General features: G+C 70.6%; 26 protein-coding genes. 16 read left to right on the top strand and 10 right to left on the bottom strand.

Features of this window, described 5'->3' with window-relative positions; genetic code table 11:
- Nucleotides 1-2 precede the first annotated feature (2 nt).
- Both ABZS58_RS19780 and ABZS58_RS19775 read left to right on the top strand, forming a co-directional pair.
- Nucleotides 3-944 (top strand): CoA ester lyase, encoded by a 942-nt coding sequence (locus ABZS58_RS19780; RefSeq protein WP_354783381.1) that lies wholly within the window; start codon nt 3-5, stop codon nt 942-944.
- A gap of 52 nt (nt 945-996) precedes the next feature.
- The gene (locus ABZS58_RS19775) at nt 997-1,911 is read left to right on the top strand and encodes an SDR family NAD(P)-dependent oxidoreductase (RefSeq protein WP_354783379.1); all 915 of its coding nucleotides are present in this window, start codon (nt 997-999) and stop codon (nt 1,909-1,911) included.
- A gap of 194 nt (nt 1,912-2,105) precedes the next feature.
- On the opposite strand, the gene ABZS58_RS19770 is transcribed toward ABZS58_RS19775, so the two are convergent.
- Nucleotides 2,106-2,309 (bottom strand): DUF4190 domain-containing protein, encoded by a 204-nt coding sequence (locus tag ABZS58_RS19770; protein WP_354783377.1) that lies wholly within the window; start codon nt 2,307-2,309, stop codon nt 2,106-2,108.
- Nucleotides 2,310-2,440: 131 nt separating this feature from the next.
- Here ABZS58_RS19770 and ABZS58_RS19765 point away from each other — a divergent pair, with 131 nt between their 5' ends.
- Complete coding sequence (locus tag ABZS58_RS19765; protein ID WP_354783375.1) at nt 2,441-3,646, top strand: acyl-CoA dehydrogenase family protein; 1,206 nt, start codon at nt 2,441-2,443, stop codon at nt 3,644-3,646.
- Here ABZS58_RS19765 and ABZS58_RS19760 read toward each other — a convergent pair.
- The 6 genes from ABZS58_RS19760 to trxA all read right to left on the bottom strand — a co-directional run bounded on the left by ABZS58_RS19760 (nt 3,624) and on the right by trxA (nt 9,160).
- Nucleotides 3,624-4,037 carry a CoA-binding protein gene (locus ABZS58_RS19760; RefSeq protein ID WP_354783373.1) on the bottom strand — a complete coding sequence of 138 codons (414 nt, stop codon included), beginning with the start codon at nt 4,035-4,037 and terminating at the stop codon, nt 3,624-3,626. The two genes, ABZS58_RS19765 and ABZS58_RS19760, sit on opposite strands and share 23 nt — an antisense overlap.
- Nucleotides 4,038-4,056: 19 nt before the next feature.
- On the bottom strand, nt 4,057-4,791 hold the full coding sequence (locus ABZS58_RS19755; protein WP_354783371.1) for a hypothetical protein: 735 nt from the start codon (nt 4,789-4,791) through the stop codon (nt 4,057-4,059).
- Between the two features lie 178 nt (nt 4,792-4,969).
- Nucleotides 4,970-5,140, bottom strand: a complete 171-nt coding sequence (locus tag ABZS58_RS19750; RefSeq protein ID WP_354783369.1) for a hypothetical protein — start codon at nt 5,138-5,140, stop codon at nt 4,970-4,972.
- Between the two features lie 261 nt (nt 5,141-5,401).
- A complete protein-coding gene (locus ABZS58_RS19745) occupies nt 5,402-6,112 on the bottom strand; it encodes a hypothetical protein (protein ID WP_354783367.1) in 711 nt (236 codons plus the stop codon).
- 45 nt (nt 6,113-6,157) lie between these two features.
- Nucleotides 6,158-8,662: an intein-containing Rv2578c family radical SAM protein gene (locus tag ABZS58_RS19740; RefSeq protein WP_354783365.1), complete on the bottom strand. Its 2,505-nt coding sequence runs from the start codon at nt 8,660-8,662 to the stop codon at nt 6,158-6,160.
- Nucleotides 8,663-8,698: 36 nt separating this feature from the next.
- The gene (trxA, locus tag ABZS58_RS19735) at nt 8,699-9,160 is read right to left on the bottom strand and encodes a thioredoxin (RefSeq protein WP_354783363.1); all 462 of its coding nucleotides are present in this window, start codon (nt 9,158-9,160) and stop codon (nt 8,699-8,701) included.
- A gap of 124 nt (nt 9,161-9,284) precedes the next feature.
- On the opposite strand from trxA, the gene ABZS58_RS19730 reads away from it, so the two are divergent.
- Both ABZS58_RS19730 and ABZS58_RS19725 read left to right on the top strand, forming a co-directional pair.
- A complete protein-coding gene (locus tag ABZS58_RS19730) occupies nt 9,285-9,692 on the top strand; it encodes a DCC1-like thiol-disulfide oxidoreductase family protein (protein ID WP_354783361.1) in 408 nt (135 codons plus the stop codon).
- 234 nt (nt 9,693-9,926) lie between these two features.
- Nucleotides 9,927-10,415, top strand: a complete 489-nt coding sequence (locus tag ABZS58_RS19725) for a hypothetical protein (protein WP_354783359.1) — start codon at nt 9,927-9,929, stop codon at nt 10,413-10,415.
- Nucleotides 10,416-10,536: 121 nt separating this feature from the next.
- On the opposite strand, the gene ABZS58_RS19720 is transcribed toward ABZS58_RS19725, so the two are convergent.
- Nucleotides 10,537-11,295 (bottom strand): DUF695 domain-containing protein, encoded by a 759-nt coding sequence (locus ABZS58_RS19720; RefSeq protein WP_354783357.1) that lies wholly within the window; start codon nt 11,293-11,295, stop codon nt 10,537-10,539.
- A 21-nt stretch (nt 11,296-11,316) separates the two neighbouring features.
- Nucleotides 11,317-11,811, bottom strand: a complete 495-nt coding sequence (locus tag ABZS58_RS19715; RefSeq protein ID WP_354783356.1) for a MaoC family dehydratase — start codon at nt 11,809-11,811, stop codon at nt 11,317-11,319.
- Nucleotides 11,812-12,250: 439 nt separating this feature from the next.
- Here ABZS58_RS19715 and ABZS58_RS19710 point away from each other — a divergent pair, with 439 nt between their 5' ends.
- The 9 genes from ABZS58_RS19710 (at nt 12,251) to ABZS58_RS19670 (ending at nt 19,156) form a co-directional block, all read left to right on the top strand.
- Nucleotides 12,251-12,811 carry a hypothetical protein gene (locus ABZS58_RS19710; RefSeq protein ID WP_354783670.1) on the top strand — a complete coding sequence of 187 codons (561 nt, stop codon included), beginning with the start codon at nt 12,251-12,253 and terminating at the stop codon, nt 12,809-12,811.
- A 55-nt stretch (nt 12,812-12,866) separates the two neighbouring features.
- Nucleotides 12,867-13,484 carry an RNA methyltransferase gene (locus ABZS58_RS19705; protein ID WP_354783354.1) on the top strand — a complete coding sequence of 206 codons (618 nt, stop codon included), beginning with the start codon at nt 12,867-12,869 and terminating at the stop codon, nt 13,482-13,484.
- A gap of 19 nt (nt 13,485-13,503) precedes the next feature.
- Complete coding sequence (locus ABZS58_RS19700; protein WP_354783352.1) at nt 13,504-14,184, top strand: DUF6758 family protein; 681 nt, start codon at nt 13,504-13,506, stop codon at nt 14,182-14,184.
- A gap of 113 nt (nt 14,185-14,297) precedes the next feature.
- The gene (locus tag ABZS58_RS19695) at nt 14,298-14,489 is read left to right on the top strand and encodes a hypothetical protein (protein ID WP_354783668.1); all 192 of its coding nucleotides are present in this window, start codon (nt 14,298-14,300) and stop codon (nt 14,487-14,489) included.
- 5 nt (nt 14,490-14,494) lie between these two features.
- The gene (locus ABZS58_RS19690; RefSeq protein WP_354783350.1) at nt 14,495-15,331 is read left to right on the top strand and encodes a PH domain-containing protein; all 837 of its coding nucleotides are present in this window, start codon (nt 14,495-14,497) and stop codon (nt 15,329-15,331) included.
- Nucleotides 15,332-15,632: 301 nt separating this feature from the next.
- Nucleotides 15,633-16,349: a SigE family RNA polymerase sigma factor gene (locus tag ABZS58_RS19685; RefSeq protein ID WP_354783348.1), complete on the top strand. Its 717-nt coding sequence runs from the start codon at nt 15,633-15,635 to the stop codon at nt 16,347-16,349.
- Nucleotides 16,346-17,533, top strand: coding sequence for a hypothetical protein (locus ABZS58_RS19680; protein ID WP_354783346.1), 1,188 nt, complete (start codon nt 16,346-16,348; stop codon nt 17,531-17,533). The genes ABZS58_RS19685 and ABZS58_RS19680 overlap by 4 nt, the downstream gene beginning before the upstream one ends.
- A 16-nt stretch (nt 17,534-17,549) precedes the next feature.
- On the top strand, nt 17,550-18,398 hold the full coding sequence (locus ABZS58_RS19675; RefSeq protein WP_354783344.1) for a PHP domain-containing protein: 849 nt from the start codon (nt 17,550-17,552) through the stop codon (nt 18,396-18,398).
- A complete protein-coding gene (locus ABZS58_RS19670; RefSeq protein WP_354783343.1) occupies nt 18,395-19,156 on the top strand; it encodes a TetR/AcrR family transcriptional regulator in 762 nt (253 codons plus the stop codon). The genes ABZS58_RS19675 and ABZS58_RS19670 overlap by 4 nt, the downstream gene beginning before the upstream one ends.
- 117 nt (nt 19,157-19,273) lie before the next feature.
- Here ABZS58_RS19670 and ABZS58_RS19665 read toward each other — a convergent pair whose 3' ends face one another.
- The gene (locus ABZS58_RS19665) at nt 19,274-20,515 is read right to left on the bottom strand and encodes a glycoside hydrolase family 18 protein (protein ID WP_354783341.1); all 1,242 of its coding nucleotides are present in this window, start codon (nt 20,513-20,515) and stop codon (nt 19,274-19,276) included.
- A gap of 116 nt (nt 20,516-20,631) precedes the next feature.
- Between ABZS58_RS19665 and ABZS58_RS19660 the strand changes: the two genes are divergently transcribed.
- Nucleotides 20,632-21,249 (top strand): MarC family protein, encoded by a 618-nt coding sequence (locus tag ABZS58_RS19660; protein ID WP_354783339.1) that lies wholly within the window; start codon nt 20,632-20,634, stop codon nt 21,247-21,249.
- A 33-nt stretch (nt 21,250-21,282) separates the two neighbouring features.
- Nucleotides 21,283-22,125: a PD-(D/E)XK nuclease family protein gene (locus ABZS58_RS19655; protein ID WP_354783337.1), complete on the top strand. Its 843-nt coding sequence runs from the start codon at nt 21,283-21,285 to the stop codon at nt 22,123-22,125.
- Nucleotides 22,126-22,503 lie beyond the last annotated feature (378 nt).

Below are 22,503 nucleotides of genomic sequence, written 5' to 3'. Positions count from 1 at the left end.
TCATGCGTCCTCGCAGGTCCTGCCTCGCCGTCCCCGGTTCGAGCGTCAAAATGCTCGACAAGGCCCAGGGGCTCCCCGCCGACCAGGTCTTCCTCGACCTGGAGGACGCCGTCGCGCCCCTCGCGAAGCCCGACGCCCGCAAGAACATCGTGGCCGCGCTCAACGACGGCGACTGGGGCGGCAAGGCCCGGGTCGTGCGGGTCAACGACCTGACCACGCCGTGGACCTACCGCGACGTCGTCGAGGTCGTCGAGGGCGCCGGCGCCAACCTCGACTGCATCATGCTGCCGAAGGTGCAGTCCGCGGGGCAGATCGAGTGGCTCGACCTCACGCTGACCCAGATCGAGAAGACGATGGGCCTCGAGGTCGGGAAGATCGGCATCGAGGCGCAGATCGAGAACGCGGCCGGCCTGGTCAACGTCGACGCGATCGCGGCGGCTTCACAGCGAACAGAGACGATCATCTTCGGCCCCGCCGACTTCATGGCCTCGATCAACATGAAGTCGCTCGTCGTCGGTGCGCTCATCCCCGGCTACCCGGGCGACCCGTACCACTACATCCTCATGCGCATCCTGATGGCCGCCAGGATGCACGACCTGCAGGCGATCGACGGCCCGTTCCTGCAGATCCGCGACGTGGCGGCCTTCCGGGAAGTGGCCACCCGCAGCGCCGCGCTCGGCTTCGACGGCAAGTGGGTCCTGCACCCCGGCCAGATCGACGCCGCCAACGAGGTCTACTCGCCGGCCCAGGAGGACTACGACCACGCCGAGCTCATCCTCGACGCCTACGAGCACTCCACCTCGGAGGCCGGCGGCAAGCTCGGCGCCGTCATGCTCGGCGACGAGATGATCGACGAGGCGTCCCGCAAGATGGCCCTGGTCATCTCCGCCAAGGGCCGCGCCGCGGGCATGTCCCGCACGACGTCATTCACCCCGCCGGCCTGAGAAATCCGTGTCGCATTGCCCGGGGGCGGCTCGGGCAGGCAGGATTTGCCCTATGGCACCCGACCTACGATCCACCGGTCCCGCCGGAAAAGGCAACCGGCGTGACGCGAGCCGCCCCTCCTCGGCCCGCCGCACCCTGCGGGCCGTCCCGTCCACCGGGCCCGAGCTCGCCGAAGAGCCGGTCTCGGAGGACGAGGGCAGCACGGCGATCGACCGCCTCGACGGCCGCGTCGCGCTGGTCACCGGCGCCGGCAGCCCGGACGGCATCGGCTACGCCACCGCCCGCCGGCTGAAGGCGATGGGCGCGGCGGTCGCCATCGTGTCCACCACCAGGCGCATCCACGACCGCGCCACCGAGCTCGGCGTCACCGGCTTCGTCGCCGACCTCACCGTCGAGGCCGAGGTCGGCGCGCTCGCCGACGCGATCCTCGACTCCGTCGGCACCGTCGACATCCTCGTCAACAACGCCGGCCTGGCGAGCAAGGCCAGCCCCGAGGTCCTGCGCCCGGTCGCCCAGCTCACCTATGAGGAGTGGCGCGCCGAGATCGACCGCAACCTCACCACCGCGTTCCTGGTCAGCCGCGCCTTCGTCGGCGGCATGGCCGAACACGGCTGGGGGCGCATCGTCAACCTCGCCGCCACCGCCGGCCCCGTCAACGCCCTGCCCGCCGAGGCCGGCTACGCGGCCGCGAAGGCCGGCGTCGTCGGCCTCACCCGCGCCCTGGCCATGGAGCTCGTCGCCGACGGCATCACCGTCAACGCGGTCGCCCCCGGCATCATCCACACCGGCGCCTCGACCCTGGTCGAGCTCAAGCAGGGCTTCGGCACCCCCATGGGCCGCCCCGGCACCCCGGAAGAGGTGGCCGCCACGATCGCGTTCCTCTGCTCGCCCGGCGCGTCGTACATCACCGGCCAGATGCTCGTCATCGACGGCGGCAACAGCGTCCGCGAAGCGCAATATCGATAAGCCTTCAATCATGGCCCAGGTCCGCGGTGGTGCGGACCGCCGCTCCCGCGGGCTCCGGTCAGGCCGTGGACGGCCTTCCCTCTCCCGCCGCCGGTAGCTGCCGCGGCCGTCCCGGCCGCGAACAACCGCCACGAGTTCGACCTTGGAGACTTTGACACGCCCTGACGTGCCGAAGTCTCCAAGGTCGACGAGCCTCAGAAGCCCAGCAGCACGATCGGGATGCCACACAGCACGAGCAGCTCCACGTATCCGATCACCAGCGCGGCGAGTGCCAGCCCGTGCCCGCGCTCCCCGGTCCGCCGGGTCTGCGCCCACGCGATGTGGCCCATCAGGATGCCGAACGGCGGGACCAGGACCGCGCAGACCAGGGCGGCGACCGCCATCTTGTTGTAGCGCACCTGAGAACCATTTCACAGGGTTGTGTGGGCCGCTCACGTTGGCCCGGGCCAGGCCCAGCCGGGATACTGCGTGCATACCCGCCGGTAACTTGCCGCATCCCGCCACGCCGCTGACCAATGGAGGTCAATCAATGGCCCGCCTCGCCCGGACGCCCGGTCTGACCGATGTGCAGCAGTCGATCCTGGAGACCGTGCGGGAGTTCGTGGACAAGGAGATCATCCCGCATGCCCAGCGTCTGGAGCACGGCGATGTCTATCCGGCGGACATCGTCGACGGGATGCGTGAGATGGGCCTGTTCGGGCTCACGATCCCGGAGGAGCACGGCGGGCTGGGTGAGTCGCTGCTGACGTACGCGCTGGTCGTGGAGGAGCTGTCGCGGGGCTGGATGTCGGTGTCGGGGATCGTCAACACGCACTTCATCGTGGCGTACCTCGTCGCTCAGCACGGCTCGGCCGAGCAGAAGGCGGGCCTCCTGCCGCGGATGGCCGCCGGTGAGGTCCGCGGCGCGTTCTCCATGTCCGAGCCCGGCTGCGGGTCCGACGTCGCCGCGATCCGCACGAAGGCCGTCCCCGACGGCGACGGGTACGTCATCAACGGGCAGAAGATGTGGCTGACCAACGGCGCGTACTCCTCGGTCGTGGCGACCCTGGTCAAGACCGACCTCGGCGCCGGCTCCGTCTACGGGAACATGACCACGTTCCTGCTGGAGAAGACACCCGGCTTCGGCGAGAACGAGGCCCTGCCCGGCCTCACCATCCCCGGCAGGATCGAGAAGATGGGGTACAAGGGCGTCGAGACCACCGAGATGGTCCTCGACAACGTCCGCGTGCCGGCCACGGCGGTCCTCGGCGGCGGCGACAAGGCGGGCCGCGGCTTCTACCAGATGATGGACGGCATCGAGGTCGGCCGGGTCAACGTCGCCGCCCGCGCCTGCGGCATCTCGATCCGCGCGTTCGAACTGGCGATCGCCTACGCCCAGCAACGCCAGACGTTCGGCGCCCACCTGGTCGAACACCAGGCCATCGCGTTCAAACTCGCCGAGATGGCCACCAAGATCGAAGCCGGCCACGCCCTCATGGTCGGCGCCGCCAGACTCAAGGACGCCGGCCAGCGCAACGACGTCGAAGCCGGCATGGCCAAACTCCTCGCCAGCGAATACTGCGCCGAGGTCGTCCAGGAATCCTTCCGCATCCACGGCGGCTACGGCTACTCCAAGGAATACGAGATCGAACGCCTCATGCGCGAAGCCCCGTTCCTCCTCATCGGCGAAGGCACCAGCGAGATCCAGAAGACCATCATCAGCCGCGGCCTGCTCAAGGAATACGGGGCCCGTTGATCGCGTGCACCGCCCGCACCACCGCGACGCAGGTGTCCTCGACGTAGTCGACGCCGGCGGCCTCGGCCAGCATGCGCCCCTCGGGCGAGACGATGTCCTGCTGCAGCCAGACCGCCGGCGCCCCGATCGCGATCGCGTCCCGCACCACCTGCGTGGCGTCCCGCGACGGCCGGAACACGTTGACGAAGTCGACCGGCTCGGGAATGTCGGCCAGCCGCCGATACGCCTTCACCCCGAAGATCTCGTCGGCATACGGATTCACCGGAATGATCCGCCACCCCCGCCGCTGGATGGCAAGGGGCACCGAGTGCGCGGTCTTCCGCGGATCCCTGGACGCCCCGACAACAGCGATGGTCACCGATTCCCGCAGGATCTGCTCAGCGCTCCGCACCCCTGGACCATAGCTCGCGTCACGTCGCCGGGATCGGGGTCGGGCCGCCGGCCAGGCCGGCCGACAGCCGCGCGCCGAGCAGCGCCGCGTGCACCCGCACCGCCTCATCCGGCTCACCGATCGCCGGCCGCCGCTGCGGGTGTGCCACGTAGTAGCCGATCAGATCCATCAGGAACAGCAGGCTGCCGTCGACGTCCTCCGGCCGCACCGTCACCGGCCGCGCCCGCCCGGCGACGGCCAGGTCGATCCGGGGATGCCACCGGTCGCCGTTGAGCTCGACGCGCTGGATGTCTTCCCAGGTGTACGACCGTGCGCCCACCCCGACGCCGCCGCCCGTGAGCCGCACCGTCGGCGTGCCGCGCACCAGCCGCACCAGCCCCCGGCACCCGACCGCGAAGTTCGCGGCGGCCCCGGCGAACGCGACGGCGGCCGGCACCGGCCCGGCGTCGACGAGCAGTCCCCAGACCAGGGCGACCGACCCGACCGCGAACAGCCGGCCGACCCTCGCGCACCCCTCCCGGAACGGCCGGTGAAACTCCCACCCCGCCCGAGCCGGCGCCTCGTCCCGCCGCCGCATCTCGTTGACGACGTAGTTCGCCCCGTGCACGACCACGTTGGCCAGCACGAACGGCAACAACACCGCACTTGCGTCCGGACCGCCGAACGCCAGCAGCAGCCCACCCGCGGCCAGCGTCACGGCCGGCGGCACCGCGACCCACAACCAGTTCAGCGGATCACGCCGCGCCGAGGTCATGGCCATACGGTAGACATTCCGGGCCGCGCCCTGCGTCACCCGTTCGGCCCCGGCCCACGACCGGCCCGCGCCGAATCCCCCCGCACCCCACCTTGTGCCCGGTCACCGCTCGCCCTGCCCCGCGTCACATGGTCATTCGTCCGGTCCGGCGTGCCGTGGTCGCTCGCCCGGTCCCGCGTCACGTGGTCGTTCGTCCCGGTCCGCGTTTGTATGGCCGCTTGACCCCGCCGGTCGCGGGTGGGGTGAGACGGTGGCGGAGCGCGGTGTCCAGGACGACGACGGCGGCACCGACGTGGACGAGGCTGAACACGATCTGGGCGATGACCGCGACCCGTGCCGCCCGGCCCACGGCGTGGACGTCGCCGAAGCGCGACCGGCACGACGAACGCGACCCATGCCGCCCGGCCCGCGGGGTGGGCGTCGCCGAAGCGCGACCGGCACGATGAACGCGACCACGGCGGCCCGCACCCGGTCGTCGGCGGCGCATCCGGCGCGGGGGATCAGGTGGGTACGCACATCCGACGGCCACCAGCACGCGCGCACCACGCCGGACCCCGGCCCCGCACAGGGTCTGACGATGACCCGCGGTGGCCCCGGAAGGCGGGTGCGGTCAGGTGACCTGCCGGGTGAGCGTGCCGCGGAGCCGCTCCAGCTCCTCCTCGGTGCCGATCGCGGCCCGCCGCTCGGGCTGCCGGGCATAGAGGTCGATGACGCGGGTCAGGAAGTACAGCGACACCTCCAGCGGCACGTCCTCGCCGGGCCGGAACTGCCGCACCCGCCGCCCGCGCACCAGCTCAGGGCTGCCGACCGCCCACGTGCCGGGCTCGGACGTGACGTCGAGCGCGTCCCACGGCACGAACGAACGCCCACCGTCGATGGCGATCCCCTCAGCGGTGAGGACGAGCGGCCCGCTGCGCAGCATCCTGACCGACAGGACCAGCAGGAACAACGTCGTCAGGACGATGATCCCGTACGACATGGCGCGCAGCACCGAGATGTGCCCGACCCGGAACCCGTTGAACGCCATCAGCACCAGCGCCGCGCCCAGCACCCCGTAGAACACGCACTGGCGCCGGAAGCTCGGCCGCACCCGGAACGCCGCCTGCTCCCGCCACACCACGATCGCGAACGTCGACGGCCCCCGCGTCGTGTGCGCCAGCAGAATCAACCCGAACGCGATCCCGATCGTCGCGATGATCAGCAGCACGAGCAGCATCGGCACGTAAACGCCCGGGTCGTCTCTGGTCACGACCGGCACCAGCACGCCGACCACCACGGTCGGCGCGAGCAGCACCACGAAGTCACCGGCACGAGCACGCATACGACCGAGCTTATGCACGCTAGCTGACGTTTTCCTGACCGTCGATCACAGCAACGACAGCTGCTCGACGACCTCGACCGCCCCCTGCCCCACCCGCAAAGCCCGCGCGCCCTGCCCCGCCACCACACCACCGCCCGGACCAGCCACGACACCCCCCGGCACCACGGCGACGGGCGAGGCTGTGGCCGACCTCGCGCCCGCATCCGCAGCGGCTCCGAGCGGTGTGGCGGGGGCGGTTGTGGTCAAGCTCGCGCCCCCCGCTCCGGCGGCGGCCGTAGGCGGGGTGGTCGGAGTGGTTGTGGCTGACCTCGCACCTGCTGGCGGTGTGGCGGTGAGGGTGGTTGTGGCTGACCTCGCGCCCGCCGCTGCGACGGTTGCCGGCGGTGGGGTGGCCGGCAGCGCTGGAGCGAGCGGCAAGGTCGGGGCCGCGGGCGGCGAGCTGAGCGGTGTCGCGGTGAGAGGCGTGGGCGGCGAAGCGGCCGGCGGCGTCGCGACGGATGGTGCCGTGGTGGGTGGCGGCATCGGGGCGGCGGATGCCGAGCCGGGTGGCGGCGCCGGGGTGGTCGGTGCCACGGTGAAGGGGAGCGTCGGAGGCTGGGGTGGTCCCGCGGGTGGTCTTGGTGGCGGGCCCGCTGACGGCTGGCGGGTGGTGGTCATGCCGCCGGCGGGGAGGCCGTGGCGGCGGCAGGCGAGCCTGACTCTGGCGGCGATCTCGCGTTGGTAGGACTGGTCGGTGTAGGCGCCGGAGCCATACAGCCGGCGGTAGCGCGGGGCGAGGTGGGGGTGCTCGCGGGTGAGCCAGGCCTGATACCACTCGCGGGCGCCCGGGCGCAGGTGCAGGGCCAGGGGCACGACACCCGCGGCGCCGGCGGCGGCGAGGGCGGCGACGGTGGTGTCGATCGACTCGGGGGTGTCGGTGAGGCCGGGGAGGATCGGGGCCATGAGGACGGTGACGGCGAAGCCCGCGTCGGACAGGCGGCGCACGACGTCGAGGCGGCGGCGGGGGCTGGGGGTGCCGGGCTCGACGGAGCGCCACAGGGGCTCGTCGACGAAGCCGATGGACATCGACAGGCCGACGGTGGTGACCTGGGCGGCCTGGGTGAGCAGGTCGAGGTCACGGGTGATGAGAGTGCCCTTGGTGAGGATCGAGAACGGGTTGGCGTGGTCGCGGAGCGCGGCGAGGATGTCGCGCATCAGGCGGTAGCGGCCCTCGGCGCGCTGGTAGACGTCGACGTTGCTGCCCATCGCCAGGTGCTGGTGGGTCCAGGACGGGGCGGAGAGCTCGCGGCGCAGGACCTCGCCGGCGTTGACCTTGACGACGATCTGGGAGTCGAAGTCGTGGCCGGCGTCGAGGTCGAGATAGGTGTGGCTGTTGCGGGCGAAGCAGTTGTGGCTGATCACGCCGCCGGCGATGAAGTCGCCGGTGCCGGTGGTGATGTCGAACATCGGCACGTCGACGCCGAGCGGCTCGATCCCGGTGATCCGCAGGCCGTCGTCGCCGCGGACGAGCTCGCCGGCGACGGTGCCGGTGGGGGTGGCCGGGGCGAACATCAGGCCGAAGCGCAGCCGCTCCCGCACGCCGCCGAGGACTCTGGTCAGGGTGCCGTCGGTGACGGCGGCGAAGCCGAGGACCGACAGGCACTCGACGAGCCAGTCGACGACGACCTTGTCGACCACGTCGAAGGACGGCAGGCCGCCGTCGGCCGACGTGTCGCCGGCGGCGTCGAACAGGCCGGCGACGAAGCCCTGCCGCCACGTGCGGGTGGGGACGGCGGGCCAGTCGATGACGGCGCTCGTGTCGCGGACGCTGGCGCCCGCATACTCGCGGTCGTCGGCGGCCATGGCGTGCAGGCCGCCGCAGGCGGTGGCATAGGTCCTGGCGCGGCGCAGTGCGGCGGGGGCGACCGGACCGGCGTGGCCGTCGCCGTGCACGAACCCGCAGAGATAGCCCTGCCGATAGGCCGGGGTCTCGTGGGGGCGCTCGGGCAGGGCGCCGAAGCCGGTGAGCCGGTTGGCGGTGGTCAGGTGGGGCCGGCGGGCCCGGCCGTGCCGGGCGCCGGTGACGTGCTTCCAGCCGCGGTCGGACAGGAACCGGTGGTCGCCGGAGGCGACGAGCGTGGTGCCGTCGTGGAGGGTGACGCGGTGCGCGGGCTTGACGGTCGACCAGTGGGCGAGCACGGTCGTGGTGACATAGCGTCGCAGCCGCCCGTCGCGGACCGTGCCGATGATCTCGTCGCCGGTGCGGAGGTCGGCGAGGGGGCGGGTGGTGCCGTCGGCCATGAGGATCGCGGTGTCGCCGGCGAGGCAGTAGACACACGCGTGCGAGCAGCCGCGATAAGGGTTGACGGTCCACTCGAACGGCACCCGGGACTGGCCGGACACCCGGTTGATCAGGGATTTCGCCTGGACCTCGTAGAACGTGACGCCGCGGAACCCGGGCGCGTCGAAGGTGCGGGCGACGGCGCCGGGCAGCGCGAGCGGAAGTGCTCGCACTGCCCCGGCGTCACCGTTGCCGGGACCGCCGGACGCCTTCAGATTCTCCCATCGCACACGCCAATTCGAACACGTGTACGAACGAATCGCAAGCTACGCCTCGACGGATTCCCCGGCCTTCTCGTCACTCTTCGCAACCTCGGCCGGAGCGTCGGCGGGGGCCTTCTCGGACGCTGCCGGAGCGGGGGCCTCGCCGCCCGATGTGGCGGCGATCTGCGCCCGCACCTCGTCCATGTCGAGCTCACGGACCTGCTGGATCAACGACTCGAGCTGCTGCTCGCGCAGCATGCCCGGCTGGGAGAACACCGCGACCCCGTCCCGCACGATCATCAGGGTGGGGATCGAGCGGATCTGGAACTCCATCGCGAGCTCCTGTTGCGCCTCGGTGTCCACCTTGCCGAAGATCAGGTCCGGATTGTTCTCCGAGGCCTTCTCGAACGTGGGTGCGAAGGCCCGACACGGCCCGCACCACTCGGCCCAGAAGTCGACGAGGGTGATGCCCTCGCCGCCGACCTTCTCAGCGAAGTTCTCGGCGGTCAGTTCTACGGTTGCCATGTCTTGAAGATCCTTTCGGGCGGTCGGGTACGCACCGTTGTAACCACATACCCCTTACCGGCATTCCCAACCGGTGTCCGGGCTCACGATGGCGACGGTGAGCAGGTGATCCATGATGGAGGACATGAATCGGCCGACGTTCGTCTTCGACGGTGACTGTGCCTTCTGTTCATCATGCGCCCGGTTCATCGAGCGCCGCATCAGGCCGACCGCGCATGTCGTGGCGTGGCAGTTCACCGACCTCGACGCGCTCGGTGTCACGCAGGAGGCGGCGAGCGTCGCGGTGCAGTACGTGACCGCCGGCCGTGCCCCGACCGCGGGTCCTGTCGCGATCGCCGACATGCTGCGCGACGTGCCCGGCGCCGCCGGCCGCTTCCTGTGGCGTCCGATCGGCACCGTGCTCGGGCTGCGGCCCGTCGCGGCGATGGCTTGGCCGGTGTACCGGTGGATCGCCCGCAACCGGCACCGGATGCCGGGCGGGACCGCCGCCTGTGCCCTGCCGCCCGGGCACCCGGCCCGCGCCGGCAACTGAAGGCCCGCACCGGCAACTGAACGCCCGCACCCGGCTGGAATGCCCGCACCGGCAACCCCCAAGGGGCCCACACCGGCCGCTGAAGGCCCGCACCGGCCGCTGGGAGAGCCCGCACCGGCAACCGCAAGGCCCCGGGCCGGAACGGACAGGCCGCGCCGGAAACGAGCAGCCAAGATCAGCGAACGGCGGCAATCCCGCGGATCTTCGGCATACGCTCGCGGTGGGAGGTACGCCATGTCGAGCCAGCCCACACCGAGCCAGCCCAGCGCCGGGGTCGACCTGCCGCTGCACAGGCACGAGTGGGACAGGCTCGTCCGGCTGCCCCGCAACGTCCTCGTCGTCGCCAGCGCCGGGGACGACAACGTCGACGCCGTCGCCGGGGTCGAGGCCATCGCGGCCGGTCAGCGCTCCAGGGTGCTGCTGGTGCGGGGCGTCGTCGCGGCGATCTTCGCCGAGCACGAGCAGGTCACGAGCACCGCGCCGCTGGACCGCGAGGGCGTCCTCGCAGAGTGCGGCGCGGCCGTGCGGATGCTGGCCGGGCGGCTGGGCACGGACGTCGCGCTCGCCTACGGCGAGTGGCTGATGGACGTCGCCGCCAGCGTCGGCCGCACCGCGTGGCGGCCCGGGGTGATCCGGCTCGGCGGGGTGGAGATCCTGCTCGCCGAGCGGGAGTTCGTCAACGAGATCGGCAGGGAATTGGCGCTGGCCCTGCACCGCCAGTAACGGGTCGCGCCGGTGGTCGCCGGTCGGGTGGGCTGGGCAATCCTTCTCATCCGGCCGGCCTCCAGACGTGCGGAGGCCCGGCACCGGTGGTACCGACGCCGCAGCGGCCGGACCGAGGGTCTCAGACCTGCACCATGCAGCCCCAGCCGTCATAGCTGCCGTCGTGCCGCTCCACGACGCCACGGACCTCCCAGGTGACCTCGTGCAACGCCGGCGGCTCCACCGCGTCGCGGCGGATCGCCTGGAGCACGAAGTCGGCCTCGTCGCCGCGCTCCACCGTCACCGCGAAGCCCAGGTTGCGCAGGTCCTCCGCGGCCGCCTCGGCGTGCTCGGTCTGCGGGAAGTACGCGAGGAACTCCACCGGCCGCGGCTGGCTGAGCCGGTCGCCGTGGCCCTCCAGCTCCTGGACGACCTGGTTGTCCTCCATGATGTTGCGCTGCCAGGCGTCGGGGGTGAGCTCCTCGCGGACCCGCGTCCAGCCCGGGTCCGGGCTGAGCGTGGCGACCGGGGACAGCGCCGGGATGTCGGGCAGCGGGGGCACGGTCGCGCCGTCGGGCAGGTAGCCGGTGATGCGGCCGGTGCCGGCGGTGACCACCCTGCCGACCATCGCGCCACCGGTGCCGCGCAGCGCCTGCCGGACGGCTTCGTCGAGGGCGTGGATCGCGCCCAGCTCGGCCTCCGCGGGCATGCCGCCGGCGCCGTCACCCGCATAGGTGAAGTCGACGTCGTACCGGGAAGGCATCCTCCCCACCGGGGCGGCCTCGACGGCGCCGAGGTCGATGTTGTACATCGCCAGGCCGTCGCCGATCTCGCCGGGATACACGGCCCAGCGTTCGACCCATGCCGGCTCGCGCCCCAGCAGCCTGCGCAGCAACCCCACTGCCGTCCTCCTAGACGAGCGTCATTCGCGCGGCTCCGGGAAGCTCGGCATCTCCGGACCGGCGTGCGACTTCTTCGGCACCATCACCTTGCGCCGGAAGACGCAGATCAGCGTGCCGTCCTGCTTGTAGCCCTTGGTCTGCACGGTGACCACGCCGCGGTCGTCCTTGGACTCGGACTCGCGCTTGTCCAGCACCGTGGTCTCGCCGTAGATGGTGTCGCCGTGGAAGGTCGGCGCGGTGTGCCGCAGCGACTCGACCTCGAGATTGGCGATCGCCTTGCCGGACACGTCGGGCACCGACATGCCGAGCAGGATGGAATAGACGTAGTTGCCGACGACCACATTGCGCTGGAAATGTGTCGACGTCTCGGCGTAGTGCACGTCGAGGTGCAGCGGATGATGGTTCATCGTGAGCAGGCAGAACAGGTGGTCGTCGGATTCGGTGACCGTCTTGCCCGGCCAGTGCCGGTAGACGGCGCCGATCTCGAACTCCTCGAAGTACCTGCCGAACTGCATCTCGCACTCCCTCGTCGTTGTGGGGTCTGCAAGCATGCCGGGAACGGCCGGGAAATTCAGCCGAGTGTGACAAAGACGCAGTGAGCGGCGGGGCCCTCCCTGGCACCCGCCGCCCACGCTCTGTGACGAGTATCTTGGCGGCGAATGCAACGCTCCGTATAGAGACGCAGATCACAGTTATGGAAATGAGACGAAAATTGAGCGTGGCGACTACCGAGTGTGCCGATGGTCTCACTACACAGCGTAGTGGGGTCCGGATGGGCAAGGCGGCGGACGGTAAAGTCCCGCGGCGATGGAACGCTTGAGCCCGCGGGGGCGCGTGACACGGGTGCGGTCGCGCCGGTGGTCGTCGTGCTGACCTTCGCCGACACGATCGCCGGCAACGACGTCTGGTTTCCGTTCGCCCCGTTCCGGACGTTCGCGATCGCCGGCAACCCCAATGAGCCGATCATGGTGCCGCGCACCGACGGGATCGACACGACCGGCAGGCCGGCGCGGCATCCAGCCGGCGCACTGGCTGCTGCTCGGCATCCCCGGCTTCACCACGGTCAGCCAGATCGGCATCGTGGGCTTCGAACTGCTCAGCCCACTGGTGTTCGTGGTGAAGCCGAAGGTGCGCACGGCGATCGTCGCCGGCTTCTACGCCTTCCATGTCGTGACCTGCCTGATCACGATCTCCTTCATCCCGCACCAGGTGGCGATGGCAAGCTTCCAGCCCCTGGAGAAGGTCACGCCCGTGCTCTGGGTGCGCCGGCTCGTCGGACGACCCGCCGCGACCGGAGCTGAGACTGGGACAGGCTCAGCCGAACAGGCTCGCGAAGAAGTCTCCGAAGCCGCCGGCGATGTCCATCAGGGCGCCGCCGACGGACCTGACCACCTCGGCCGCAGACTGCGGCCGATACGCGACGAAGAAGATGAGGAAGGCAATGCCTCCCCAGGTGAGGACCTTCTTGACCATTTTCGCCAATCCCCTCTGGGTCTGCGATTGCAAGGAACGTAGCGTATCGGGTGAGCGCCACAGGGTGAATGAGTGTCGGCCCGGGGATTCACGGTAGATGCACAACCAGGATGAGGTCGGCGTGGGGCCGTGGGTCGGCGACTGGCCGACCGGCCCGCACTACGACCCTGAGCTTCTCGCGGCCGGTGACCGGCGCAATGTCGTCGACCGTTACCGCTACTGGACGCTCGACGCGATCGTCGCCGACCTCGACGGGCGCCGGCACGGTTTCCACGTCGCCATCGAGAACTGGCAGCACGACCTCAACATCGGCACCGTGGTCCGCAACGCCAACGCGTTCCTCGCCGCCGAGGTGCACATCGTCGGCCGCCGCCGGTGGAACAGACGCGGCGCAATGGTCACTGACCGCTATCAACACGTCCGGCATCATCCGACGGTCGAGGAGTTCCTCGACTGGACAGTTTCGGCGGGGCTCCCGGTGATCGGGATCGACAACCTGCCCGGCGCGCTGCCCCTGGAGCGGGCCGACCTGCCGCGCCGGTGCGTGCTTCTCTTCGGACAGGAGGGCCCTGGCCTCTCGGAACCTGCCCGGAAGGCGTGTGCCGCCGTGTACTCCATCGCGCAGTACGGCTCGACCCGGTCGATCAACGCCGGCGTCGCCAGCGGGATCGCGATGCACGCCTGGATCCGGGCGTACGGCGACAACAGCCCATAAGACCCATTACCGTGGGTACATGGGCGTCGCAGTCAGCTGTCCCCGTTGTGGCGGCCCGGTGCGGTCACCGGACCTCATGCACTCCGAGTGGAGGTGCGATGAGGACGGCGGTGTGCTGCCGCTGCACGTGGCTCAGCACATCGGGCCGGAGATCGTCGAGTCGGCGAAGGCGAAGCTGAACGCCGCGGCGCAGCGCGCCGGCGACCGGCGGCCGATGCCGTTGTGGTGCCCGTGGCCGCTGCCGACCGGCTGGACCGTCACCGGCGTCGGCTGGGTCGGCGACGAGCGCTCCGGCGTGCGCGCCACCGTGCTCGCGTGCAGCGGCCCCGGCCTCGTCCAGCACGGGCCGGCCGACTGCGTGATCGTCGCGGAGGAGCCCGGCGTCGGCCTCGGCACCCGCTTCGCCGGCATCCCCGGCACCGACCCGGGCCCGTTCTTCGACGGCGACATCGCCACGACGACCGCGCACGCCAAGGTCCGCGCCGCCGGGTGGCCGACGCCGCTGTGGATGGCGAAGGCGCCGGAGGACCGCTGCGCCTATGTCGGCGAGGCGATGGGGATCTGGCTGTACGTCATCACCTGGCCGGCCGCCGCGGGATACCTCCTGGAGGAGGAGCTGGACCTGCACGATCTCGCCGACGATGTGCCAACCCACCTCGTCTACGGCGCGCCGTCGCCCTATCTTCACGGCAAGGCGTAGAAGTACACGACTAGGATCAACCATCGGTCGATGGGGTCGATGGGGTCGATGTCGGCGCGGCACGCATTCACCGTGTGCCGCGCAACTGATACGCTGAGTTCGCCACGGTGCACGTGCACGACGCCGTGGGGAGGGGATTGACGGCAATGGTCAAAAAGGTCCTCACCTGGGGAAGCATTGCTTTCCTCATCTTCTTTGTGGCATATCGGCCGCAGTCCGCGGCTGAGGTCTTCAAGTCCATCGGCGGCGGCATCATGGACATCGCCACCGGCTTCGGTGACTTCTTCTCCAGTCTGGTTGCCTGACTGCGATGTCCACCGGGCCTGAGCCTTCCGCCGAAGAACCGGGTGCCCGCCGCTGGGAGGATCGCGACACCGAGCCGATCCCGCGGGCCCGCCCCACCAGCTCCGACGCCGACGACTATGCCGACGCCGACCCCTACAACGACGGTGCGCAGTCGGCGAGGCTCGGCGGTTACGGACGCGACGACTATTACGTCGACGAGGGTCCGCCGACCTTCACCGAGGACGAGTTCTCCGGCCTGCGCGGCGGCGACTCGGGCCCGCCGGTGCCGCCCGGCAGCCGCATGGCGCCGCTGGACGAAGAAGCCAGCCGGCACGCGGCCCGCTATCTCTTCCCGACCGAGAAGTTCCGCGGCGAGTGGAAGCGGCACTGGATCCAGCTCGCGAAAGAGGGCGGGATCGCGGTGGCCGCCACGATCGCCATGGGCTACATCGCGGGCTGGCTGACCAAGCACAACCAGACCCAGCTGCGCACCGCGGTCCTCGTCATCTGGGCCATCGTGATCCTCTACTGCGCGTGGCGGGTCGCCGACTGGTGGTATGACCGCTTCATCCTCACCAACAAGCGGGTGATGGTGGTCTCCGGGATCTTCACCCGCAATGTCGCCATGATGCCGCTGCTGCGGGTCACCGACATGAAATACGTGCAGTCGCTGACCGGCCGCATGTTCGGCTATGGGCATTTCGAGCTCGAGTCCGCGGGCCAGGACCAGGCACTGCGCAACATCCGCAACCTGCCCAACCCCAACGAGCTCTACCTGCGCATCGTCGAGGAGATGTACGAGCCGGAGGCCGTCGAGGCCCGTCTGGGCCGCGCCGCCGGCGTCGAAGACGACGGAACCTAGCTTTCGTGCGTCGCGGCGCGGCGCATGGGGGGTGTGGGGTGGGAACCCCCCACTGAGCCGCGGCCGTGAGGCCGGGGAGCTGGTAACAGCGTCGAAGACGACGGAACCTAGCTTTCGTGCGTCGCGGCGCGGCGCATGGGGGGTGTGGGGTGGGAACCCCCCACTGAGCTGCGGCCGTGAGGCCGGGGAGCTGGTAACAGCGTCGAAGACGACGGAAACATAGAAAGTTTTGCCCGGCGTGCAACCGTGCCGCCCCTCTGTCGCGTCTTGCCTGGTGGGCGGAGCGGGGGAGGGAGCGGCGGTGCCGGATGAGGCGGGGTTCCGTGAGGAAGACTTCCGTGATTTCGTCGAGACCAGGTCCAGTGCGCTGTTGCGCACCGCGTACCTGCTCGCCGGGGACTGGGCGACCGCCGAGGACCTGCTGCAGATCGCACTGACCAAGACCTATCTCGCGTGGAAACGGCTGGGCCACATCGAAGCGGTCGAGCCCTACGCCCGCCGGGTGCTGGTCAACACCGCCACCAGCTGGTGGCGGCGGCGGTGGCACGGCGAGCGGCCCACGGAGATCCTTCCGGAGTCCGCCGCCGCCGACCGGGTCGAGGAGAGCCTGGAGCGCGACGCCCTGTGGCGGCACGTCCGTGAGCTGCCCAACCGGCAGCGCGCCGTGCTGGTCCTGCGCTTCTACGAGGACCAGTCGGAGGCGGAGACGGCACGCCTGCTCGGGGTGTCCGTCGGCACGGTGAAGAGCCAGGCGTCACGGGCGCTCGCGACGCTGCGGCAGCGCCTCAGCGCCGAGGGCATCGAGCCGGCGGCCAGGCCCGCCCGGCCGCCGACCGTCCGGCTGCGGCCGGCGGTACCGGCGAAGACCGTGAAAACCGCGGCACCGGTGCAGGCCGCCGAGGCGGCGGCAGTGGTGCCGAAGGAGCAGCCCGCACGCGAAGACGAGTGCGAGACGCCCGAACGTGAGGCCGTCCTGGTGGAGACCTCAGGGTCGGTGGAAGTGGGACTGGTGACGTGACCATGATCGAAGACGCGCTCCGCGAGGCGTTCAAGGCGAAGGCGGGCACCCAGCCGCCGACGTCGCTGGACGGCATCGCCGATGTCGCCATCCGCAACGCCGTGCGGGTCCGCCGCCGGCGGCGCACGGCGGTGACCGGGTTCGCCGCGTTCGTCGTCATCGCGTTCGCCGCCGTCTCCACGTTCCACGTCCTCACCCCGAACGCCCCCTCCGGCATCGGCGTCGCGCAGACCGACACCGGCCGTCAGACGCCGGAGCCGGAGGCGACGCAGAACACCGCCACCGCCCCGCCCGCCGCGGCGCGCGAGGTCGACGCGATCGACGGCCAGGCGCAGCCGTCGCTCACGGTGAAGCTGAAGCTGCCCGACAACGGCACCGTCGCCGCCGCGTACAAGGCGAAGGACGGCTACCTGGTCGTCAACACCGAAGCCGACGGCGACAAGCAGCTCGTGCTCCAGGACGACCACAACGCGCAGCAGGTCATCGTCAAGAAAGCCTCCGACATCGCCGTCGCCAAGGGCGGCACCAAGGTCGCCTGGGCGCAGGAGGGCAAGGTCACCGTCGCCTCCCGCACCACCGATGACAAGTCCAAGAAGCAGCAGCTCACCGAGCAGGTGACGACGTCGGCGCCGCAGAGCACGGTGCCGGTCGCGTTCGTCGGCTCCGACCTGGTCCTGGGCCGCGAGGAGGGTGCCGGCTTCGACGTCTGGTACGCGGGCCGCACCTACACCGAGTCGTGGGACGACAAGGTCGTGCGGATCTTCGGGGTGTACCAGGACACGAAGAGCGTCTACGCCGAGGTGAAGCCCGCCGACAAGGACGAGCCGATGTGTCTCGCGCTGCTCACCCTGGACCAGCCGTTCAAGGAGATGAAGCGGCGGTGCGGGCTGCCGGTGGCGGCGAAGGCCGGCGGCCGGGTCTCACCGGACGGGCACTGGCTCGCGTACCCGGTCGCGGGCCTCAAACAGATCGCCATGCTGGACCTCACGAAGATCTTCGACGGGACGACTGCGGCGAAGACGTGGACGCTGACGGTCACCACGAAGACGGTGTGGATGAACGCGGCGACGTTCGTGGTCGAGAGCGACGGCAAGTTCCGCGCGATCACACCGACGGCGGCGAACGGCGCCTCGGAGCAGCTGGACGGCAAGAGCGACGGCGTGGTCCTGGTCGAACCGCTCTAGCGCCTAGTCTTGTTGGGTGCGGATCGATCTTCACTGTCACTCGACGGCCAGTGACGGCACGTCGAGCCCGGCCGGGCTGGTCGCCGAGGCGGCCGCCGCCGGGCTCGACGTCATGGCGCTGACCGACCACGACACGACGTCCGGGTGGGCCGCCGCCATCGCCGCCCGCCCGGCCGGGCTCACCCTCGTGCCGGGCGCCGAGCTGTCGTGCCGGTGGCACGGCGGACCCTGGCCGATCTCCCTGCACCTGCTCGCGTACCTGTTCGACCCGTCGTACCCCGCCCTGGTCGTGGAGCTCGCCCGCATCCGGGCCTCCCGCGCGACCCGCGCGGAGCGCATGGTCCACCTGATGCGGGCCGACGGCATCGACGTCACCTGGGCCGAGGTCCTCGAGCACGCCGAGGGCGGCACCGTCGGCCGGCCGCACCTCGCGCAGGCGTTGATGCGCCGAGGTCTGGTGGACACCGTGTCGGAGGCGTTCCTGCCGGAGTGGCTCGGCCACCGGTACCGGGTGGGCAAGGAGGACCTCGACGTCTTCGCCGCGCTCCGGCTGGTCATCGAGGCCGGCGGCGTGCCGGTCTTCGCGCATCCGCGGGCCAGCACGCGCGGTCCCGTCGTGCCCGACGAGGTGATCGAGGAGATGGCGTACGAGGGGCTCTTCGGCGTCGAGGCCGACCACACCGACCACACGCCGCAGGAGCGGGCGCACGTGCGGGCCATCGCCGACCGGCTCGGGCTCGTCGTCACCGGCTCCAGCGACTACCACGGCACCAACAAGACCGTCCGGCTCGGCGCGCGCACGACCGCACCCGCCGTCTTCGAGCAGATCGTCGAGGCCGCGACCGGGTCCGAAGTGATCGCGTGACCACGGAGTACAGCGGCTCGGGCGATCCCAGGCGGAGCATCGAGCTGCTGTGGGGCACCGCCGCCCCCGCCCGGCGGGGACCGAAGGCCAAGTTCACCGTCGGCGACGTCACCACCGCCGCGATCGCGCTGGCCGACGCCGAAGGGCTCGGGGCCCTGTCCATGCGGCGGGTCGCGGAGCAGCTCGGGGTGACGGCGATGTCGCTGTACACCTATGTCCCCAGCAAGGCCGAGCTGCTGGACGTCATGGTCGACACCGTCAGCGCGGAGGCGGTGCATGACACGTTCACCGCGGACGGCTGGCGGGGGCGGCTGGGGGAGATCGCCGGGAACAACTGGGAGCTGTACCGCCGGCACCCCTGGCTGCTGCAGATCGCGGGGACCCGCCCCGTGCTCGGCCCCAACGTCATCGCGAAGTACGACTTCGAGCTGCGCGCCTTCGAGAGCTCGGCGATCCCGGACGTGGACGCGGACCAGCTGCTGAGCCTGGTGCTCAACTACGTCGCGGGTGCGGTGCGTGCCGCGGTACAGGCGGATCAGGCCGAACAGGGCACGGGTATGAGCGAGGAGCAGTGGTGGGAGGCCTACGCGCCGCTGCTCGGCGAGGTCCTCGACCCGGACCGCTTCCCGACCGCGGCGCGGGTGGGGCAGGCGGCGGGGGAGGAGTACGGCGCGGGCGACCCGGTGCGCGCCTACGAGTTCGGGCTCGCGCGGGTCCTGGACGGCATCGACGTGCATCTTGGACGCCTTCGTAGTTGAAGGCGAGGGACGTGCGTCTTGGACGCCTTCGTCCTTGAAGGCGGGGCCGTTCCCTTCTTGGACGTGCACCTGGGCCGCCTTCGTCCTTGAAGGCGGCCCAGGCAGTTCTGTGCTTCGTTACTTCAGGACCGTGCCGATCGTCTTGGTGAGGGTGCCGTTGGCGTCGTCACCGTCGAGGGACCAGACCATCGCGCCGCCGTAGCCGCCGAGACGGACGTACAGCGACTTCTGCGCGATCGTGATCTGGTCGTCGAAGGTCCAGAACGTGGTGCCGTTGAACAGCCACGCGTGGCCCGACAGCAGGTCACGGTGCACCTTGTACCCCTGCTGCGGCAGCGTCGCGAGGACCTTGTAGTCCTCGTTGCCGGCGGCCCAGGTGGCCGGCGCGGGGCCGGTCGCGGTCTGGAACAGGCCGTTGTTGGCGTTGGTCACGCCGGTCCAGCCCTGCCCGTAGTACGGGATGCCGAGGACCAGGGACTTCTTCGGGGCGCCGCGGTCGGTCCAGGCCTTCAGCGTGGTGGCGCCGCTGAAGTCCGGGGTGGTCGGCGCGCCGCGCGGGACGAACAGTGCGGACTGCTGGTTGGTCTTGGGCTCCCACGTACCGTGGAAGTCGTAGCCCTGGATGGTGCCGAAGTCGAGGTACTTGAAGATCTTGTTGACCTCGAAGCCGGCGTCGATCTTCGCCGGGTTCGCCGGGAGGAACGCGGTCAGCGTCGACTTCTTGGGCAGCTGCCTGCGGAACTCGGCGAGCAGGAGCGTGAAGTTCTGCTTGTCCTCGGGGCGGATGACGTTGCCCGGGTTGCCCTCGGAGCCCGGCCACTCCCAGTCGAGGTCGAAGCCGTCGAACACGCCGGTGGAGGTGAACGTGTCGATGCACGACTTCACGAGCGCCTTGCGGGACGCGTCGGTCAGCACGGCGTCGGAGAAGTTCGCCGACAGCGTCCAGCCGCCGAGCGACAGCAGCACCTTCAGCCCGGGGTGCTTGAGCTTGAGCTTGCGGAGCTGGTTGAAGTTGCCGTTGAGCGCCTGGCCCGGCGCGTCGGCGACCCCGTCGACGCTCTCCTCGGCGGAGACCGGCCGCTGGTAGTCGGCCCACGGGTCGGCGGAGACGCACTTGCCGGTCGCGTCGACGTTGCCGAACGCGTAGTTGATGTGGGTCAGGTTCTTGGCCTGCCCGCTGGTCTCGAGGTTCTTGACGTAGTACTGGCGGCCGTAGATGCCCCACTGGATGAAGTATCCGACGCGCTTGTACTGGTCCTGATGCGGCGCGGTGTGCGCCGACGCGGTGCCGGGCACGACTGCCAGTGACGCCAGCGTCAGCGACACCGCCAACCCGGCCAGGACGGAGCGTCTGCCCATGAACCCTCCATGACTGTAAGGAAAGTTTGCTGTTCATGGGGAACGTAGGGGTGCCGTTCGATGCCGTCAAGACCCTGGTTTCCCCTCGATGCGGGCGCACCACGACAATCCGGGATGTGGATCTCAAGCTTTTCGGCGAAGTGTTCGTCACCCTGCTCGTCATCCTGGACCCGCCAGGGGCGGTGCCGATCTTCCTGGCCCTCACCGGCTCCATGGCCACCAAGCACCGCAACCGCGCGGCGCTGCAGGCCGTGGCCCTCGCGTTCGGCGTCATCGTGGCGTTCGCACTCGTCGGGCGGCAGATCCTGGCGTACCTGCACATCGACCTGCCGGCGCTGCAGGGCGCCGGCGGCCTGCTGCTCCTGCTCGTCGCCCTGGAGCTGCTCACCGGCAAGACCGACGACCCCCGCCAGGAGGTCACCTCCAACGTCGCCCTCGTGCCGCTGGGCACCCCGCTGCTGGCCGGCCCCGGCGCCATCGTGGCCACGATGCTCTTCGTCCGCCGGGCCTCCTCGTGGTCGGGGTATCTGTCGATCGCCGTCGGCATCGTCGCCGTCATGGCCATCGTGTACCTGGTGCTGCGCTTCTCAGGGATCCTGGTCCGCGTCCTGCGGCCGAGCGGCATCGAGGTCGTCACCCGCATCGCCGGCCTCCTCGTCGCCGCCATCGCCGTGCAGCTGCTCGCCGACGCGATCGGGGCTTTCGTCACCGAATATATGCACTCACCCCATTGAGTTTTTGTCGTACCGCGGTGGCAGGATCGGGGTGTGGACAACGAGCAGCTCGGTCTCTTCGCCCCGCCTCAGCGGCTGTTCACCTGCACGCCCAGCAAGCTCGGCAGCTATGAGGACTGCCCCCGGCGTTACCGGTATACGTATGTCGACCGCCCGGCGCCGCCGAAGGGCCCGCCGTGGGCGCACAACTCGCTCGGTGCCTCCGTGCACACGGCCCTGCGCAGCTGGTATGCGCTGGACCCTTCGCGCCGCGACAGGGCCGCGCTGCCGACCCTGCTGAAGGCCACCTGGGTCGGCGAGGGCTACCGCGACGAAACCCAGGAGCGCGACGTCTTCCGCCGCGCCCTCGGCTGGCTCGAGTCCTATGTGGACGGCCTCGACCCCCACGACGAGCCGCTCGGCGTCGAGCGCACGGTGGCCGCCCGCACCGAGACCCTCGCCCTGTCCGGCCGCGTCGACCGCATCGACCAGCGCGCCGGCGAGATCGTCATCGTCGACTACAAGACCGGCCGCTCGGGCCTCACCCCCGACGACGCGCGGGGCTCCAGGGCGCTGGCGCTGTATGCGATCGCCGCCTCCCGCGTGTTCCGCAAGCCCTGCCACCGCGTCGAGCTGCACCACCTGCCCACGGGCACGGTCGCCGCCCACGACCACACCGACGACTCCCTCGCCCGGCACCTCCGCCGCGCCGAAGCCACCGCCGCCGACATCACCACCGCGGGCGCCGCCCTGGCCGCGGGCACTTCGGCGGACGACGCGTTTCCGGTCGCCCCTGGGCCGCAGTGCTCGTGGTGCGACTACCGCCGCTCGTGCCCCGCAGGGGTGGACGCCGCCCCGAAGGACCCCTGGACCGCCGTGGACCGCCCCGCCACCTGACGTTCCGCTCCACCGCGTGCTGCGCCCCGGCATCGTCGTGCCGGGTCCCTTCCGTCGGGCGTCGCTGCGATCTGGTGCGGTTGCCGCAGTCCGCGGGTGAGGCCGGTCGTGTCCACGTCGGCGGTGTGCGAGTGGCGCCGCCCCCACCCCCGCACCACGCCCCGAAATCGTCATGTGGTCGAGCCCGCCGGGCCGAAGATCGCCGCCCGAACCGCGGTACTCCCCGGTCCAGCCATCGACACCGGCCCATTTCTCGTGATCCGGAAAAGTTGTGGTCGTCAGAGCGCAATGCCGGTGAGTTAAGGATTTGCGTCGAGGGTTGTCGATGCCGCGTGGCGGCTTGCGCAGCAACGAAGCTCCCGTTACACATGCTGTCGA

The sequence above is a fragment of the Dactylosporangium sp. NPDC005555 genome, from assembly GCF_040605635.1.
GTDB lineage: Bacteria > Actinomycetota > Actinomycetes > Mycobacteriales > Micromonosporaceae > Dactylosporangium.
This window is presented reverse-complemented; position numbering and strand designations above follow the sequence as displayed.

Coding starts and splice junctions, on each gene's coding strand:
- ABZS58_RS19690 (WP_354783350.1), top strand. CDS start 14,495: ATGTCCACCGGGCCTGAGCCTTCCGCCGAAGAACCGGGTGCCCGCCGC.
- ABZS58_RS19715 (WP_354783356.1), bottom strand. CDS start 11,811: ATGCAGTTCGGCAGGTACTTCGAGGAGTTCGAGATCGGCGCCGTCTAC.
- ABZS58_RS19665 (WP_354783341.1), bottom strand. CDS start 20,515: ATGGGCAGACGCTCCGTCCTGGCCGGGTTGGCGGTGTCGCTGACGCTG.
- ABZS58_RS19700 (WP_354783352.1), top strand. CDS start 13,504: ATGGGCGTCGCAGTCAGCTGTCCCCGTTGTGGCGGCCCGGTGCGGTCA.
- ABZS58_RS19780 (WP_354783381.1), top strand. CDS start 3: ATGCGTCCTCGCAGGTCCTGCCTCGCCGTCCCCGGTTCGAGCGTCAAA.
- ABZS58_RS19730 (WP_354783361.1), top strand. CDS start 9,285: ATGAATCGGCCGACGTTCGTCTTCGACGGTGACTGTGCCTTCTGTTCA.
- ABZS58_RS19745 (WP_354783367.1), bottom strand. CDS start 6,112: ATGCGTGCTCGTGCCGGTGACTTCGTGGTGCTGCTCGCGCCGACCGTG.
- ABZS58_RS19775 (WP_354783379.1), top strand. CDS start 997: ATGGCACCCGACCTACGATCCACCGGTCCCGCCGGAAAAGGCAACCGG.
- trxA (WP_354783363.1), bottom strand. CDS start 9,160: ATGGCAACCGTAGAACTGACCGCCGAGAACTTCGCTGAGAAGGTCGGC.
- ABZS58_RS19725 (WP_354783359.1), top strand. CDS start 9,927: ATGTCGAGCCAGCCCACACCGAGCCAGCCCAGCGCCGGGGTCGACCTG.
- ABZS58_RS19710 (WP_354783670.1), top strand. CDS start 12,251: ATGAGCCGATCATGGTGCCGCGCACCGACGGGATCGACACGACCGGCA.
- ABZS58_RS19755 (WP_354783371.1), bottom strand. CDS start 4,791: ATGACCTCGGCGCGGCGTGATCCGCTGAACTGGTTGTGGGTCGCGGTG.
- ABZS58_RS19705 (WP_354783354.1), top strand. CDS start 12,867: ATGCACAACCAGGATGAGGTCGGCGTGGGGCCGTGGGTCGGCGACTGG.
- ABZS58_RS19765 (WP_354783375.1), top strand. CDS start 2,441: ATGGCCCGCCTCGCCCGGACGCCCGGTCTGACCGATGTGCAGCAGTCG.